The sequence below is a fragment of the Cupriavidus sp. 05N39 genome (assembly GCF_056397325.1).
The window spans coordinates 1-15,788 of the sequence record NZ_JBFTNE010000141.1; the positions used below are offsets into that span (position 1 = coordinate 1).

The window sequence follows — 15,788 nt, forward strand, 5'->3', positions numbered from 1 at the left end:
CGCTGCTGACGCTGGGCATTCCGCCCAACGCGGTGATGGCGCTGATGGTGGGTGCGATGACCATCCACAACATCCAGCCGGGCCCGCAGGTCATGACCAGCAACCCCGCGCTGTTCTGGGGCCTGATCGCCTCGATGTGGATCGGCAACTTCATGCTGATCATCCTGAACCTGCCGCTGATCGGGATCTGGGTCAAGCTGCTCAAGGTGCCTTACCGCTACCTGTACCCGGCCATCCTGACCTTCTGCTGCATCGGCGTGTATTCGGTCCAGAACACCACCTTCGACGTGTTCCAGACCGCGGCCTTCGGCGTGATCGGCTACCTGTTCATCAAGCTGAAATGCGAGCCGGCTCCGCTGCTGCTGGGCTTCGTGCTGGGACCGATGATGGAAGAGAACTTCCGCCGCTCCCTGCTGCTGTCGCGTGGCGAGTTCACGGTGTTCGTGACCCGTCCGCTGTCGCTCGGCCTGCTGATCGCCGCCGCCGTGCTGGTGCTGATCGTGGCGCTGCCGTCGATCAAGAACAAGCGCGAAGAAGCGTTCCAGGAAGAATAATCCAGCAAGTCCCGCGGCCAGCCAACGTGCCGGCCGCGAGCGACCGTGCCAGCAAGACCCTCAAGGTGCCGCCAGGCACCTTTTTTTATGCCTGCTTCGCTTCCATGGCCACGAGAAGTGCGCTGCTTCGCCTCACGGCTGCGCCGCCACGCCATCGCCGCCCGGGGCATCGAACAATCCCGCGCAAGCCTCCCGCACCGCCGCCGCGACATGCCGGCGCGCATGGTCGCGCCGCTCCAGCATGCCGATGGTACGCATCACCGGGGCGCCGCCCACTTCCAGGGGCAGGATGCGCAAGGCCTCGTCCTCCCGCCAGCGCGCGCGCTGCAAGAGCGGCACCACGGTCACGCCCACCTGCTGGCGCACCAGTTCGACCAGCGCCTCGATCGAGTTCAGTTCCAGGAACTCGTTGACGCGCAGGTGCGCGCGGCGCAGCGCCCGCTCCACCAGCAAGCCGGTGCGCTGGCCGCGGTCGAATCGCAGGAAGGGGTTGGCCGCCAGCGCCTCGCGCGCGTTCGCCCCCGGGCTGTCACGCCCTGCAATCGCCACCAGCGGCTCCTGGTAGAGCGGCGTCCACGCCAGGGTGCCGGCCAGCCGGCCAGTCCCCTCCACCAGCATTGCCGCGTCAAGCTCGCCCGCTTCCACCTGGGCCGCCAGTTCGATCGACTTGGCGCCAACCAGGCGCACGTCCAGCGCCGGATGTTCGCGCTTCATGCGCGCCACCACATGCGACAGCCCGCCCATCACCGAGACCACCGCCCCCACCGCCACCGCGCCGGCCATCGCGTCCGGCGCTTCAGGCGGCAAGCGCATCTCGTCATAGAGCGCGAGCATGCGCCGCGCCTGCGGCAACAGCTCGCGGCCGCCGGCATTGAGCGCCACCACCCTGCCACCCCGGTCGAACAGCTCGCGGCGCAGCTCAATCTCCAGCGCGCGCATCTGCAAGCTGACCGCGGCCTGCGTCAGCGCCACCCGCTCGGAGGCAGCGGCAAAGGAACCGTGGTCGGCCACGGCAACGAAAGTGCGCAGGAAACGGATGGTGCTCATGGGAAGGGCTCGCGAAATGAGGCAGACCGGCCATGCCGATACTTAAGAAAACATTGAGACACAAGAAAGAAATATTAGCTTTCATTATGATGCCCTGCACGGAATAATGATGCGCAGCACCATCAACGCGGGCCTGGCGCCACCAGCCTCGGCCTGCGCGCGGTGCGTTGCCCGAAGGCCGGCACCGGCCCGCACTGCCTTGCTTCCAGATCCGGAGATCACCATGAAACACTGGCTGCGCCTGTTTGGCACGAGCCTCGCCACCGGCCTCGCGCTGAGCGCCGTCCCGGCACTCGCCGACACCTATCCGAACAAGCCGATCCGCCTGATCGTGCCGTTCCCGGCCAGCGGCGCCACCGATCTGCTGGCCCGCGCCATCGCGCAGAAAGTGGGCACCAACATGGGCCAGCAGATCGTGGTCGACAACCGTCCCGGCGCGGGTGGCGCGATCGGCTCGGACATGGCCGCCAAGGCCCCGGCCGACGGCTACACGCTGCTGATCGCCACCACCAGCACGCACTCGATCGGGCCGTACATCAACCCCCGCCTGCCGTACAACACCGAGACCGACTTCACGCCGATCAGCCAGGTGGCCATCGCCACCAACGTGCTGGTGGTGCCGAACAGCCTGCCGGTAAAGAACGTCAAGGAACTGATCGACTACGCCAAGAAGCATCCAGGTGAACTGAACTACGCGTCCAGCGGCAACGGCACCGTGGTGCACCTGACCGCCGAGGCCTTCAAGGCGCAGGCCGGCGTATTCATCACGCACATCCCGTATCGCGGTACCGCGCTGGCCGTGCCCGACCTGATCTCCAACAAGGTGCAGATCCTGTTCGACAGCATCGTCTCCGGCCTGCCGCATGTGAAGGACGGCAAGCTCAAGGCACTGGCCGTGACCAGCCTGAAGCGCTCGCCGCTGGCACCCGAGATCCCCACCGTCAGCGAGTCCGGCCTGCCGGGCTTCGAGTCCGATACCTGGTTCGGCATCTACGGCCCCAAGCAAATGCCGGCCGAACTGGTGAACCGCCTCAATGCGGAATTCAACAAGGCGATCCAGTCGCCGGACGTGAAGGAACGCCTCGGCAAGCTGGGCGCCGAACCCGTCGGCGGCACGCCGGCGCAGTTCGCCGCCATGGTGAAGAAGGACAGCGCGCGCTGGGGTAAGCTGATCAAGGACCGCAAGATCACCGTGGAATAACGGCGCCGGAGTCACAGCGACTTCCGCCGTACGCCCCGTCCCCGCCGATGCGGGAGGCGGGCGCCAATACAAGCGCGAATCCTGGCGAGCCGACAGGCACGGCCCCCCCGCCAGGACAGCGAACCGAACCGAGGCAAGCATGCAGAACTTCAACTGGACCAATCCCTACCCTTCCGTGCGCATTCCGCTGTTCGCGCGCAACGTGGTATCCACCTCCCACCCGCTGGCAGCGCAGGCCGGCCTGCGCATGCTGCTCAAGGGCGGCAACGCGGTGGACGCGGCCATCGCGGCAGCGGCGGCGATCACCATTGTCGAACCGGTCTCGTGCGGCCTGGGCAGCGACGCCTTCGCCATCCTGTGGGACGGCAAGGAAATGCATGGCCTGAACGCCTCGGGCGTAGCCCCGGCGGCGTGGAGCCCCGAGTATTTCAAGAACAAGTACGGCACGGACGCCAATGGCATCGCCAACCGCCCCGTGCGCGGCTGGGACGCCGTCACCGTGCCCGGCGTGATCGCCGGCTGGGCCGCGCTGCATGAGCGCTTCGGCAAGCTGCCCTTCGCCGAACTGATGGAACCCGCCATCGAGATCGCCGAGCGCGGCTACGCCGTGCCACCGGTGGTGGCGCACAAGTGGGCCGCCGCCGTGCCCGAACTGAAGGACCAGCCCGGCTATGCCGAGGCCTTCATGCCGAATGGCCGCGCCCCCAAGGTGGGCGAGAAATTCACGCTCAAGGCCGCCGCCGAGACACTGCGCAAGATTGGAGACACCAATGGCCGCGATTACTACGAAGGCGAGATCGCCGCGAAGATCGCTGCCTTCAGCAAGGAATGCGGCGGCGCCATGACGGCCGACGACCTGCGCAACTACAAGCCGGAATGGGTCAAGCCGATCAGCAAGTCCTACCGCGGCTATGAACTGCACGAGATTCCGCCGAATGGACAGGGCATTGCCGCGCTGGTGGCGCTCGGCATCCTCAACCAGTTCGACATGGCCTCGCTGCCGGTGGATTCGGTCGAGTCCCAGCATCTGCAGATCGAGGCGATGAAGCTGGCCTTTGCCGACCTCTACCGCTATGTGGCCGACYCGGCCAGCATGGAAGTCACGCCCGAGGCAATGCTCGACGACGACTACCTGAAGTCGCGCGCCAGGCTGATCGACATGGATCGCGCCACGCATTTCGATTTCGGCATGCCCAAGGTCGGCGGCACCATCTACCTGACCGCAGCCGACGAGAACGGCATGATGATCTCGTTCATCCAGTCGAACTACATGGGCTTCGGCTCAGGCGTGGTCGTGCCCGGCACCGGCATCAGCCTGCAGAACCGCGGCGTGGGCTTCTCGATGGACCCGAAGTCCGCCAACGTGGTGGCTGGCGGCAAGCGCCCCTTCCACACCATCATCCCTGCCTTCCTCACCAGGGACGGCCAGCCGGTGATGAGCTTCGGCGTGATGGGCGGCGACATGCAGCCGCAGGGCCACCTGCAGACCGTGGTGCGGATGGTGGACTACAACCAGCAGCCGCAGGCCGCCTGCTGCGCGCCGCGCTGGAAGGTCAACCGGGATTTCACGCTGGACATCGAATCCACCATGGATCCGGCCGTGGTGGCGGGCCTCAAGGCACGCGGCCACCAGCTCAAGTCGGTCGACGATCCCTACATGGAYTTCGGCTCGGGACAGTTCATCTGGCGCCTGTCGGAAGACGCCGAGCATGGCTACGTGGCCGCCAGCGACAGCCGGCGCGATGGACAGGCAGTAGGTTTCTGACTTCCCGATAGCAGTACTGGGAGAGCGCCCGCGGCAACGTGGGCGCTTTTTTTTTGGCGGTTGGCGTCCCGGGGCACGCCATCGGCCTCAAGGCATCCGGCGCAGGCGAATCACACCGCTCTCGTAGAGGACAACGCCCGTGACCTGCCCCGCCGCATCGCGCTCGAACTGGAGTTGGGCAAGTCCGTTCTCGTAGACGAAGCGGTCGGCCTGCGCTGCCACCGGGAACACCGGCCTGCGCAGCCAGTTTCCGGATCGCACACCGAGCTGCCCGTTTTCGGCCCGGATATCAAAGATCAGGTCCGTGCGAATCAGCCGCTGGCTACGATAGCGGCCGACGTATTCCTGTTGCCTGTCGAGCGGCACGACGGCAATCGCCGGCGCGGCCGCTTTCGTGCGCAGCGCGGAATAGCCGGCGCCGCCTAGCGAATAGTCCAACCCAACGATCTCGCCGGCTTCGCGCCGGAACACATACTGCACGCCGACCTCGGTGTCGACAAAGGTGTCGTGCCCGGCCGGCGATAGCGGGCGGAACCCCCCGCCCGTGGCGCGCCGGTACAGCGTGCCATCCTGCGGCACCATAGTGACGTAATTGCTCTTGTCGACCTGGTAGATCCCGCCGTACTCCGCCAGCACGCCAGGCGCGAGCGCGGGCGCCGCCGGCATGGTGGGGTAGCGGCTGGCGGTGATGCCCAGCAGGACCTTGTATGAAGGCGCATGGGTATTGCTCACCAGCACGGCGGCCGCTTCCTGCGTGTCCGGCGCGAAGGCCAGCAAGGCGCGATAGCCCCCTGTCAGTCCGTCGTGGTAATACGTGCGATGGCCGGCCGGCCCGCGGATCAGCACAGCGTAGCCGATCTCCTCGCCACGGTAGCGGGCCAGCGGCGTGAGCGCCCGTTCCGCCGCCGGACCGAGCGGCCCGGCGCTGCCTGCCATCATGGCGCGCGCGAAGATGAGCAGGTCCGGGGCCGTCGAGCGCAGCGCGCCGGCGCCCGACAATGCATCGAAGTCCCATGGCGCCCGGGTCTCTTCGTGGCTATAGGCGGGCGCGAGCGCCTTGGCCTGCGGCCCCGGGAACTGGAACGTGCTGCGCATGCCCAGCGGTCCGGTGATGTTCTCGCGCACAAGCACATCCCAAGGCTTGCCGTACCGGTCGGCAAGCAGTTGCCCGAGCAAGCCCATCCCCAGATTGCTGTACGCCGCGCCGCAGGGCGGCGCGTGTTCCAGCGTCAGCCCGGAAAGACCGGCAAGCAGCTTCCGGCGGTCATGCCGGGAGAACGGGTTTTCGGTCCCGTAGCCGGGAAAATCCTGCGGCTCGCGGGGCAGACAGGCGCTGTGCGTCACGAGCTGGCGCAGCGTGATGGCGGCGGTCTCCGGCTTCAGCGCAGCGTGGCCCTGCAGAAGTTTGCCGAGGTTGTCGTCCAGCGACAGGTCGCCGCGCTCGACCGCCTGTGCGAGCAGCAGGCCCGTGAACAACTTGCTGATGGAGCCGATCTCGAATAACGGCTGTGCTTCCGGATCGCCGCCCTCCACGATCTCACTGGCCGCGCCCACGCGACGACGTTGTACGGCGTAGCGATCCTGTTTGTCCCGCCAGATGCCCACCGCCACGGTACCGGGTTCATCCTCGAGCACGGTCGTTGCGATTTCGGCGGGAGACGATGCGAAGGAGAGAGGGGCCGCGACCGCCGATGAGAGACAGGCAAGCCCGGCCGCCGCCGCGATCCATACGCTCAACGTCGTGGCCAAGCCACCAAACAAGTCCGTCTTGCTCGCCATGGGCATCCTCCGGTGGCCTTCATGCTGGATTGGCCGGACCGAGACAAGCCACCGGCGCCGCTACTATACCGTCAGCCAGTATTCGCATTTAGCAGCGAATACCCCTAGGTTCTTCCGGATTCGCCGGAAATCCGGTCATGCCGGAACCGGCCGCACGGACGCCGGCCTCGCATGGATCGGGCCCTGCCGGTCCCGCACCCAGGCCAACTGTCAGCAACTGGCCTGCCAGCCATCCCTTCGACTGTGCATGGCGTACGCCGGGTGGCGATTTACACTGGCCCCTTCCACTTCCAGCCCGAACAGCCATGACCGCCTACGCTTACCGCCTGCTCAACGTCTTCGCCGAATCCACTTTCGGCGGCAATCCCCTGTGCGTATTCGAGGATGCGCGCGGGCTCGACGACGCCACCATGCAAGCCCTGGCGCTGCAGTTCAACTTGTCCGAGACCACCTTCATCCTGCCCTCCGGGCAAGCCAGCGCCCAGGTCCGGATTTTCACGCCGGGCTATGAGATGCGCTTTGCCGGCCATCCCACGCTGGGCACGGCGCATGTGGTGCGCGACCTGGCCGCTACCGGCGACGCGCTCACGCTCGAATTCAAGGCGGGCGTGGTTCCGGTGACCGCGCAGGGCGATGTGTGGACCTTCACTGCGCCGCATGCGGGCCAGCCGAAGACGGCACCGGCCGGCCTGCCGGATGCGGAAATGGCCTCCCTGCTCGGCCTTGCCGAGTCCGACCTGCCGGCTTCGCCGATGTGGGTCGACACCGGCGCCGACCAGTTGCTGGTACCTGTGAAGCATGTCGACGCCGTGCGCCGCGCGCAGCCCGACAGCGCGCGGCTGGCGTCCTGGCCGCAGAGCAGCCTGGGCCGCAAGACCGCCTACGTCTTTGCCTTCGATCCGACGCGGCCGGAACAGGTGGTGGCGCGCTATTTCTTCACCAAGCAGGGCGGTGGCGTGGCCGAGGACCCGGGTACCGGATCGGCCTGCGCCAACCTGGGCGGCTGGCTGATCGCCAGCGGCCACGCGCTACCGGCCGGATACCAGATCGCGCAGGGCGAGGCGGTCGACCGGCCGTGCACGCTGCGGCTGGAAGTGACCGCCGGGCAGGCCATCCGCGTGGGCGGACGCGTGATCGAACTGGGCCGCGGCACCATCAACCTGTAACACGCAGCCCAATCGTGCATGGTGGCGCGGGGCGGGCAAGCGCGACAAACCACGCGCAGCTGCGTTACAGTGAGATCCGCCCCGCCCATCAGCCCTGACGCGCAACCCGCACGCGCCCACCGACATGACCACGCCGCACGCCCTGACCACGCTGGCCGAACTGGAAGCCCACTACGCCCAGGCCAGCGAGGCCTCGCTCGCCAAGGAAGTCGATTACCTGCATCCGCACTACCGCGCCTTTGTCGAGGCCGCCCCGCTCTGCCTGCTCTCCACGGTGGGCGGGGAGTATGCCGAGTGCTCGCCGCGCGGCGACGCGCCCGGCTTTGTCCAGGTGCTCGACGAGCGCACCTTGCTGCTGCCGGACCGGCGCGGCAACAACCGCCTCGACAGCCTGCGCAACATCATCGCGGACCCGCGCGTGGGCCTGCTGTTCCTGATTCCCGGCGTGGACGAGACCATCCGGGTGGCCGGCACCGCCCATGTCTCGGTCGACCCGGCGCTGATCGCGCGCTGCATGGTGGATGGCAAGGCGCCGGCTACCGTGCTGGTGATCTCGATCCAGTCGGTGTTCTTCCAGTGCGCCCGCGCGCTGGTGCGATCCAGGTTGTGGGACCCGCAGACACAGGTGGCGCGCAGCAGCCTGCCGAGCAACGGCACCATCCTGGCCGCCGTGAGCCGGAATCCCTTCGACGGCGTCGCGTACGACGCGTCGCAGCCCGCCCGGATGAAGCAAACCCTGTATTGAGTCGAGCCCATGTACACGCCAGCCCACTTTGCCAGCACCGAAAGCGACGCCATCGACGAAGTCATGCGCCGCTACCCTTTCGCCACCCTGATCGGCAATGACGCCGACGGGCTGCCGTTCGCCACCCATCTGCCGGTGGTGGCGGAACGCAGCGGCGACGCCTGGCGGATCGAAGGCCATATGGCGCGCGCCAACCCGCACTGGCGCTGGCTGGAGCAGACGCCGCGCGCGCTCCTGGTGTTCCAGGGCCCGCACGGCTATGTCTCGCCGGCGCTGTACGAGCAGAAGCTGTCGGTGCCGACCTGGAACTACGTCGCCGTGCATGTGTACGCGGAAATCGCCACGCTTCACGACGCCGATGCCAAGGATGCGCTGCTCAAGCGCCTGATCGCGCAGAACGAGCCCGGCTACGCCGCGCAATGGCGGGAGCTGCCGGAGGATTTCCAGCAGAAGATGCTGGGTGCGATTGTCGGCCTGCGCATCGTGCCGACGCGAGTCGAAGCCAAGTTCAAGCTCAGCCAGAACCGCCCCGCGGCCGACCGCGCCCGCATTCTCGCCGCCCAGCAGGAAGGCAGCCCGATCGAGCGCGACATGGCAGCGTGGATGGCGCGCATGACGGGCGCCTGAAACGCTAAAGCCGGCTGCAACGCAACAGCTGCCCCCCCGCCCGCGCGCCGCTCAGGCGCGCGGCAGCCACTCCGGCGCATGCGTGCCCAGCGGCACCGAAGGCAGCGCCCAGTACGCGGGGGTCTCCGACAGGCGGCCCGCATGCGACACCACGCTCAGTTCGCCGAAGCCCGACGGCAATGTCGCCATCAGGTCGGCCACATCCTCAAGCCGCTGGTCCGGCACCTGCAATCCCCCTTCCACCCGCCCCAGGCCACGCAGCCACTGGCCAACCTGCGCCAGCGATACCCGCACATGCCAGCTGCCGCCCTCGACGGCGCGCCGGTGCAGCGCAGCCATGGCGCCGAGCGCCATCAGGTAGCCGGCGGCATGATCCAGCACCTGGGCCGGCAGCGGACGCGGTTCGTCGCTGCCGGCTGCCTGCGCTTCCGCATGGTTGAAGCCGGTGGCGGTCTGCACCAGGGAATCGAAGCCGCGCTTGCCGGCCCACGGCCCGACGTGCCCGTAGGCACTCAACGTCACATAGACAATGCCCGGCCGCGCCCGGGCCGCCGCCTCCGGCCCCACGCCCAGTTCGGCGAGGCCATGCGGCCGGTAGCCCTGGACCAGCACATCGGTGCCGTGCAACAGTTTGTGCAAGGCACGCTTATCGTCGGCATCGCGCAGGTCTAGCTGGCAGGCACGCTTGCCGCGCCCGGTGTCGATCACCAACGGTTCGATGGCAGGCAGGTGGGCGGAGGTGACCAGCAGTACGTCCGCGCCATGCGCGGCCAGGGTACGCCCGGCCACCGGGCCGGCGATGATGCGCGTGAAATCGAGCGCGCGGACACCCGACAGCGGGCGCGCGCCGGCAGCGGGCAGCGTCGGCAGCGGCTCCGGGAGCGCCTCGCCGATCCGCTCCAGGGTAAACGGCGGCAGGCCGCGCAGCGCCTGCCCCTGCGGATGCTGGTCCCACTCCTCGAAGCTGCGCATGGCGGCCACCACCAGGCCGGCTTCGGAGGCGRCAGCCTCGAAGGCCTCGGCCTCCCACCGTTGCAGGGCGGCTTCCACGGCGGCCCGCTCATGGGCGCAGCCCAAGATGCGCAGCACGCCGTCGCGGTGATGCGGGAAGTTGGTGTGCAGGCGCACCCAGCGCCCGTCGCCGCAACGGTAGGCGCCGGCGATCTTGTTCCACATCTCCGCCGCCGGGCCGCCCTCCACGCGCAGGTAGCGCTCGCTGCGGAATTCGGCCAGGGCGTGACGCATGTCGATGGCAACATCCTGCCAGCGTCCGCTGCGCTGTTGCCACAGCGTGGCGGCGGCGAGCGCCGCGGCGCCCAGGCTGGCCTGAGCGGCGGTGCCCACGGCAAAGGACGACGGCAGCACCGGGTCGGTGCCGGTGAGTTGCAGCCGGCCCAGCGCTGCGGCGGGCATCCCGGCGGCCTGCCAGAGTCCGGCCACGGCTTCGGCCGGGGTCGGGCGGGAGGCAGGGGCAAGGGTTGGAGTCGGGGTTGAAGTCGGCATGGCGGCGATGCTCCAGGGGACGGATGCGCTCCCTCCATCCTAGGCCGCGGCGGCTGTTTTTGCGCTGCCGCGCGGAGATTGCACGACTCTGGCCGCCGGCACGGTAAAATCACCCGATCCGGCATTCCGCCATGCAATCGAGCAGCGCGGCGGGCTGCGCGCCAGACGCCGGCCGCCGCCCCGCCCCTGACTTAACCGCCCACCGGCGCCACCATGAGCAACGACCCCAAAGCCAACGACAACACGCCCGCCGCATCCAATTTCCTGCGCAGCATCATCGACCAGGACCTCACCGCCGGCACCTACGCCGGCCGCCAGGATGCCCAGGGCGAGCCGTTGCCCCCCGTCATCACCCGCTTCCCGCCGGAGCCCAACGGCTACCTGCACATCGGCCACGCCAAGAGCATCTGCGTGAACTTCGGCATGGCGCGCGACTACGGTGGCCGCTGCCACTTGCGCTTCGACGACACCAACCCGGTCAAGGAAGATACCGAATACGTCGACTCCATCATCGACGCGGTGCACTGGCTCGGCTTCAGCTGGGACAGCACCGCCAAGGACGGCAGCCAGCAGCCCCACCTGTATTACGCCAGCGACTACTTCGACCAGCTCTACGCCTTCGCCGAAAAGCTGATCGAGCGCGGCGTGGCCTACGTGGACAGCCAGAGCGCCGAGCAGATCGCCGCCAACCGCGGCGACTTCTCCCGCCCGGGCACGCCCTCGCCGTTCCGCGACCGCAGCGTCGAGGAAAACCTGCGGCTGTTCCGCGACATGCGCGACGACAAGTACGCCGACGGCGAGCACGTGCTGCGCGCCAAGATCGACATGAACGCGCCCAATATCGTGATGCGCGACCCGGTGATCTACCGGATCCGCCACGCGCATCACCACCGCACGGGCGACAAGTGGTGCATCTACCCGATGTACGACTTCACGCACTGCATCTCGGACGCGCTGGAGAACATCACGCACTCGCTGTGCACGCTGGAGTTCGAGAACAACCGCCCGCTGTATGACTGGGTGCTGGCCCAGCTGCGCGAATGCGGCGTGTTCAGCGATCCGCTGCCGCACCAGTATGAATTCGCCCGCCTGAACCTGACCTACGCCATCACCAGCAAGCGCAAGCTGCTGCAACTGGTCGTTGAAAACCGCGTGGACGGCTGGGACGATCCGCGCATGCCCACCATCGTGGGCGTGCGCCGGCGCGGCTTTACGCCGGAATCGATCCAGTTGTTCTGCGATCGCATCGGCGTGGCCAAGTCCGATAGCTGGATCGACATGAGCACGCTGGAAGGCGCCGTGCGCGACGACCTCGATGCGCGCGCGGCGCGTGGCGCGGCGGTGCTGGACCCGCTCAAGCTGATCATCGACAACTACCCCGAAGGCCAGAGCGAAGACTGCTCGGCGCCCGTGCATCCCAAGAAGCCGGAGCTGGGCCTGCGCGTGTTCCCGCTGTCGCGCGAACTGTGGATCGAGCGCGACGATTTCAGCGAAGCGCCGCCCAAGGGCTACTTCCGCCTGTTCGCGCCCAAGGACGGCACCCCCGGCAGCAAGGTGCGCCTGCGCTACGGCTATGTGATCGAATGCACGGGCGTGGACCGCGACGCCGACGGCAAGGTGATCGCCGTGCACGCCAACTACCTGCCCGAGACCAAGAGCGGCACGCCGGGCGCGGACAGCGTCAAGGTCAAGGGCAATATCCACTGGGTCAGCGTGGCGCATGCCTATGAAACCGAGGTGCGGCTGTACGACCGTCTCTTCAACGACCCCAACCCGGATGCCGGCGGCAAGAACTTCCTCGACGCGCTGAACCCGGACTCCAAGAAGATCGTCACCGCCTACCTGGAACCCGGCCTGCAGCAAGCCGCCGCGGAAGACCGCTTCCAGTTCGAGCGCCAGGGCTACTTCGTGGCCGACCGGGTCGATTCGACGCCGGGCAAGCCGGTCTTCAACCGCATCGTCGGCCTGCGCGACAGCTGGGGGAAGTAAGCCCATGCAAACCGTAACCTTCCCGCTCGAGGGCGAGCATATCGCCCTGAACGACCTGCTCAAGGTGGCCGGCGTGTGCGACAGCGGCGGCGCCGGCAAGGCGCTGGTGGCGGCCGGCGAAGTGTCGGTCGACGGCGCGGTGGAATCGCGCAAGACCGCCAAGATCCGCGCCGGCCAGGTGGTCAGCGTGGCCGGCGTGAAGATCCGGGTAGTGGCGGCCTGACCGCCCCGGCCGCCGGTATGCCCGGCGGCCGGCCAGCCGGCCATCGGGCGCGTGCTTCCAAGCAAAGGAAATGACAATGCCGATCGCATTCTGGTGTGTGCTGGTGGCAGGCATCCTGCCCGTGGTGACGGTTGGCATCGCCAAGGCGAGCGGAAACGCCTTCGACAACCACGATCCGCGCGGCTGGCTGGAAAAACAGGCCGGACGCGCCCGGCGCGCCGACATGGCGCACCGCAACCATTTCGAGGCCTTCCCCTTATTCGCCGCGGCGGTGCTGTGCGCCACCCACCTGCAGGCGCCTGCCGCGCGCATCGACGAGCTGGCGCTGGTCTTTGTCGCCGCGCGCATCCTGTACACGGTGTGCTACCTGGCTGATCGCGCCACCTTGCGCACGCTGTGCTGGACCATCGGCTTCCTGTCGGCGATTGGCATCTTCCTGCTGCCGGTGCTGGTGCACTGAGAACACCGGGGAGAGCGATCATGCGCTACCTGCCTGCCATCCTTTGCGCGCTCTGCCTGCTGGCGCCGGCCCTGGCCGGCACGGCGCGGGCCGAGCCGGCCAGCTACGCGGTGGACCCGACCCATACCGCGGTGTACTTCGCCGCCAGCCATTTCGAGCGGACCTCGGTACGCGGTCGATTCGGCAAGATCGATGGCCGCATCAGCTATGACGAAACCAGCGGCAGCGGCGCCATCGATTTTACGGTCGACGCCGACTCCGTCGATTCCGGCAACCGCACGCTGGACGGCATCCTGCGCTCGGCCCAGTTCCTCGATGCGCAGAACTTCCCGGTGGTCCGGCTGCGCGCCAACCGCTTCGTGCAGGACGGCGGCCGGCTGGTGGCCGTGGAGGGCGAACTGAGCCTGCACGGCGTCACGCAACCGCTGCGGCTGGAAGCCGAGCGCTTCAGCTGTGGCGACATCTCGCTGTTTGGCATCAAGCGCCACGTTTGCGGCGGCGACTTCCGCGCGGTACTGTCGCGCAGCGCCTTTGGCATGACGCGCTTCCTGCCCGACGTGAGCGATAGTGTGGTCCTGACGATTTCGGTGGAAGCCATGCCGGCCGCGTCGGCACCTAAGTAACACAAGCATCACATATAGTTTTCCACAACACCGCCAGATGTCGACCCGGCGACGCCTGAAGAGCCGGTTTCTTCTGTAAAATCAGCGGTTTGCATTTTTCCGGCGGGGCCATTTTTCCCGGTTTCCGCCTGAACGGGAAACCCGAAAACAATGATCACGATTCAACTTGGGGATGTGGTGGCGGCGTCGTTGGCGGCTGCGGGCGCCTGCCTGATGTGCAGCATCCCGATGGCATTCCTGCGCCGCTTTCCCGCCTGGGCGTTGCGCACTTATGGCCGCCGCGCGCTGCTGGTGCCGTTGCTGATCCTGCCGGTGGGAGGCTGGCTGGCAGGGCTCGCGCTGTCGGGGCAGATCGACAGTCCCGCCGGCCACGCCATGGTGGTGGCAATCGCCTTTCTCTGCCTGAACCTGGCCTCGGCGCTGCTGCGCTACTACCTGAGCGATTACCGAAAGTCCCGCTAAAGCGAGCGGCGCCCATCGCGGCGCCAATGTTCGCGCCAGGCCATCCATGAGCACACCCCAGCGCTTTGACATCGAAACCGGCACCGAGACACTGGCCGCCGACCGCATCGACACCGGCAACGGCGCGAACTGCCTGCTGCTGCACGGCGCCGGCACCAGCCACCGCGCGCGCTGGCTGGCGTTGCGGCAAGCGCTCGCCGCCCAGGGCGTGGGCAGCATCGCCTTCGATTTTTCCGGCCACGGCGAAAGCTCGGCGCGCACGCCCAACTCGCTGGCCAAGCGCCAGCGCGAAGCCGAGGCGGCGCTGGCCCATCTGGATGGCGCTGGTCCCCGCGCCTTGATCGGCATCAGCATGAGCGGCGAAATCGCCGTGCGGCTGGCCGCCGATCCGCGCAACCGGATCGACCGGCTGCTGACACTGGTGGGCGCCGCCTATGACCCCGCCGCTTTCGAACTGCCCTTCGGCCCAGCCTTTACCACCCTACTGCGCACGCCCGGCAGCTGGCGCGCCTCGCTCGCCTTTGAACGGATCGCGCAATTCCGCGGCCGCCTGACCCTGGTACGCGGTGCCGAAGACAAAGTCATCCCCGCGGGCATTGCCGACGCGCTTGCCGCCCGTGCCGGCCTGGCCGAACGGGTGGAGGTGATCGACCTGCCCGGCACCGGCCACTTGCTGGGCGAAGCCTGGCAAAACCAGCCCGGCTTAGCCGCCAGTCTGAGCGCGATCGCGCTGGGCGCCGTGGGCGCCTGAGCCCACTCCAGGCGGCATGGCAGGCACCCGGTACGGTGTCGTTGCGAACGCCGCGTCCGATTCACGTATGATGCGGCCTTTCGCTTCTCGCAGCATTTGCCGCTCCCGCTTCCTTCATGGCACTTAAATCCACCATCTACAAGGCCGAACTGTCCGTCTCCGACATGGACCGGCCCTACTACGGCAGCCACGCCCTGACCATCGCGAAGCATCCGTCCGAGAACGATGCGCGCATGATGGTGCGGCTGCTGGCCTTTGCCTGCGAAGCCAGCGAGACGTTGATCTTCACCCGCGGCCTGGACGAGCCCGACGAGCCGGACCTGTGGGAAAAGACCCTGACCGGCGAGATCGCGCATTGGATCGAGCTGGGCCAGCCGGACGACTCGCGCCTGAAGCGCGCCGCCGCGCGCGCCGATCGCGTCACCGTGTTCACCTACAATGGCGCGAGCGCGCGCGAATGGTGGAAAGGCATGGCCGGCAAGGCCGGCAAGCTGCGCAACGTGACCATCTACAATGTGCCGGCCGAGGCGGTGGAAGCACTCGCCGCCCTGGCCCAGCGCGCCATGCGGTTGTCCGTAACGATCCAGGACAGCGAGATCTGGGTCAGCGACGACGACCACAACGTCCGCATTACGCTCGAGGTCCTGCAACAGCCCCAGGGCTAAGCCCGGCTCCCGAGCGGTTTTCGCGTTACCAGCATTACCAGGTTCAGAATTACCCATCCGCCCGGTGCGGCCGGCATGCCGCCGGCCTCACCGAACCCGTGACCCTCGCTGATACAGCACAAGGAAGCCATCCATGAATACCACTCCCTCCGGCCWGCAATATGAAGACACCGTCACCGGCGAAGGCGCCGAAGCCACGGCAGGCAAGCATGTCACGGTGCATTACAC

Annotated in this window: 17 protein-coding genes and 1 pseudogene; 14 read left to right on the forward strand and 4 right to left on the reverse strand. The window is 67.7% G+C overall.

The window, feature by feature from the left end:
• The coding region (locus AC1DN0_RS37150; protein WP_477146440.1) for a tripartite tricarboxylate transporter permease at positions 1 to 554 on the forward strand (554 nt) is incomplete at its 5' end.
• 132 nt (positions 555 to 686) lie between these two features.
• On the opposite strand, the gene AC1DN0_RS37155 is transcribed toward AC1DN0_RS37150, so the two are convergent.
• The gene (locus tag AC1DN0_RS37155) at positions 687 to 1,601 is read right to left on the reverse strand and encodes a LysR substrate-binding domain-containing protein (protein ID WP_441624739.1); all 915 of its coding nucleotides are present in this window, start codon (positions 1,599 to 1,601) and stop codon (positions 687 to 689) included.
• A gap of 223 nt (positions 1,602 to 1,824) precedes the next feature.
• Here AC1DN0_RS37155 and AC1DN0_RS37160 point away from each other — a divergent pair, with 223 nt between their 5' ends.
• Together AC1DN0_RS37160 and ggt are read left to right on the forward strand one after the other, a co-directional pair.
• Positions 1,825 to 2,802: a Bug family tripartite tricarboxylate transporter substrate binding protein gene (locus AC1DN0_RS37160; RefSeq protein WP_441624740.1), complete on the forward strand. Its 978-nt coding sequence runs from the start codon at positions 1,825 to 1,827 to the stop codon at positions 2,800 to 2,802.
• A gap of 139 nt (positions 2,803 to 2,941) precedes the next feature.
• On the forward strand, positions 2,942 to 4,567 hold the full coding sequence (gene ggt / locus AC1DN0_RS37165) for a gamma-glutamyltransferase (protein WP_477146441.1): 1,626 nt from the start codon (positions 2,942 to 2,944) through the stop codon (positions 4,565 to 4,567).
• A gap of 87 nt (positions 4,568 to 4,654) precedes the next feature.
• Here the strand turns inward: ggt and AC1DN0_RS37170 are convergent, their stop codons facing one another.
• A complete protein-coding gene (locus AC1DN0_RS37170; RefSeq protein WP_477102305.1) occupies positions 4,655 to 6,346 on the reverse strand; it encodes a serine hydrolase domain-containing protein in 1,692 nt (563 codons plus the stop codon).
• A 305-nt stretch (positions 6,347 to 6,651) separates the two neighbouring features.
• Here AC1DN0_RS37170 and AC1DN0_RS37175 point away from each other — a divergent pair, with 305 nt between their 5' ends.
• From AC1DN0_RS37175 to AC1DN0_RS37185, 3 genes are all read left to right on the forward strand, one after another.
• Positions 6,652 to 7,512 carry a PhzF family phenazine biosynthesis protein gene (locus AC1DN0_RS37175; RefSeq protein WP_477111647.1) on the forward strand — a complete coding sequence of 287 codons (861 nt, stop codon included), beginning with the start codon at positions 6,652 to 6,654 and terminating at the stop codon, positions 7,510 to 7,512.
• A gap of 124 nt (positions 7,513 to 7,636) precedes the next feature.
• Complete coding sequence (locus AC1DN0_RS37180; RefSeq protein WP_477102306.1) at positions 7,637 to 8,257, forward strand: pyridoxamine 5'-phosphate oxidase family protein; 621 nt, start codon at positions 7,637 to 7,639, stop codon at positions 8,255 to 8,257.
• A gap of 9 nt (positions 8,258 to 8,266) precedes the next feature.
• The gene (locus tag AC1DN0_RS37185) at positions 8,267 to 8,884 is read left to right on the forward strand and encodes an FMN-binding negative transcriptional regulator (RefSeq protein ID WP_441624752.1); all 618 of its coding nucleotides are present in this window, start codon (positions 8,267 to 8,269) and stop codon (positions 8,882 to 8,884) included.
• A 51-nt stretch (positions 8,885 to 8,935) separates the two neighbouring features.
• Here the strand turns inward: AC1DN0_RS37185 and AC1DN0_RS37190 are convergent, their stop codons facing one another.
• Positions 8,936 to 10,387 carry a CoA transferase gene (locus tag AC1DN0_RS37190; protein WP_477146442.1) on the reverse strand — a complete coding sequence of 484 codons (1,452 nt, stop codon included), beginning with the start codon at positions 10,385 to 10,387 and terminating at the stop codon, positions 8,936 to 8,938.
• A 213-nt stretch (positions 10,388 to 10,600) separates the two neighbouring features.
• On the opposite strand from AC1DN0_RS37190, the gene AC1DN0_RS37195 reads away from it, so the two are divergent.
• The 4 genes from AC1DN0_RS37195 (at position 10,601) to AC1DN0_RS37210 (ending at position 13,682) form a co-directional block, all read left to right on the forward strand.
• A complete protein-coding gene (locus tag AC1DN0_RS37195; protein WP_441624756.1) occupies positions 10,601 to 12,376 on the forward strand; it encodes a glutamine--tRNA ligase/YqeY domain fusion protein in 1,776 nt (591 codons plus the stop codon).
• Between the two features lie 4 nt (positions 12,377 to 12,380).
• The gene (locus AC1DN0_RS37200; RefSeq protein ID WP_043348411.1) at positions 12,381 to 12,599 is read left to right on the forward strand and encodes an RNA-binding S4 domain-containing protein; all 219 of its coding nucleotides are present in this window, start codon (positions 12,381 to 12,383) and stop codon (positions 12,597 to 12,599) included.
• Between the two features lie 76 nt (positions 12,600 to 12,675).
• Complete coding sequence (locus AC1DN0_RS37205) at positions 12,676 to 13,059, forward strand: MAPEG family protein (protein WP_441624759.1); 384 nt, start codon at positions 12,676 to 12,678, stop codon at positions 13,057 to 13,059.
• A 20-nt stretch (positions 13,060 to 13,079) separates the two neighbouring features.
• Positions 13,080 to 13,682, forward strand: a complete 603-nt coding sequence (locus AC1DN0_RS37210; RefSeq protein ID WP_441624761.1) for a YceI family protein — start codon at positions 13,080 to 13,082, stop codon at positions 13,680 to 13,682.
• 8 nt (positions 13,683 to 13,690) lie between these two features.
• On the opposite strand, the gene AC1DN0_RS37215 is transcribed toward AC1DN0_RS37210, so the two are convergent.
• The gene (locus AC1DN0_RS37215; protein ID WP_441624763.1) at positions 13,691 to 13,840 is read right to left on the reverse strand and encodes a hypothetical protein; all 150 of its coding nucleotides are present in this window, start codon (positions 13,838 to 13,840) and stop codon (positions 13,691 to 13,693) included.
• On the opposite strand from AC1DN0_RS37215, the gene AC1DN0_RS37220 reads away from it, so the two are divergent.
• The 4 genes and pseudogenes from AC1DN0_RS37220 to AC1DN0_RS37235 form a co-directional block, all read left to right on the forward strand.
• A complete protein-coding gene (locus AC1DN0_RS37220; protein ID WP_477111648.1) occupies positions 13,833 to 14,144 on the forward strand; it encodes a hypothetical protein in 312 nt (103 codons plus the stop codon). The two genes, AC1DN0_RS37215 and AC1DN0_RS37220, sit on opposite strands and share 8 nt — an antisense overlap.
• 46 nt (positions 14,145 to 14,190) lie before the next feature.
• A complete protein-coding gene (locus AC1DN0_RS37225; RefSeq protein WP_477111649.1) occupies positions 14,191 to 14,895 on the forward strand; it encodes an alpha/beta hydrolase in 705 nt (234 codons plus the stop codon).
• A gap of 116 nt (positions 14,896 to 15,011) precedes the next feature.
• Entirely contained in the window at positions 15,012 to 15,560 is a 549-nt protein-coding gene (locus AC1DN0_RS37230) for a YaeQ family protein (protein ID WP_477111650.1), read from the forward strand.
• 133 nt (positions 15,561 to 15,693) lie between these two features.
• Positions 15,694 to 15,788 (forward strand): annotated as a pseudogene (locus AC1DN0_RS37235) (FKBP-type peptidyl-prolyl cis-trans isomerase); the annotation flags it as partial.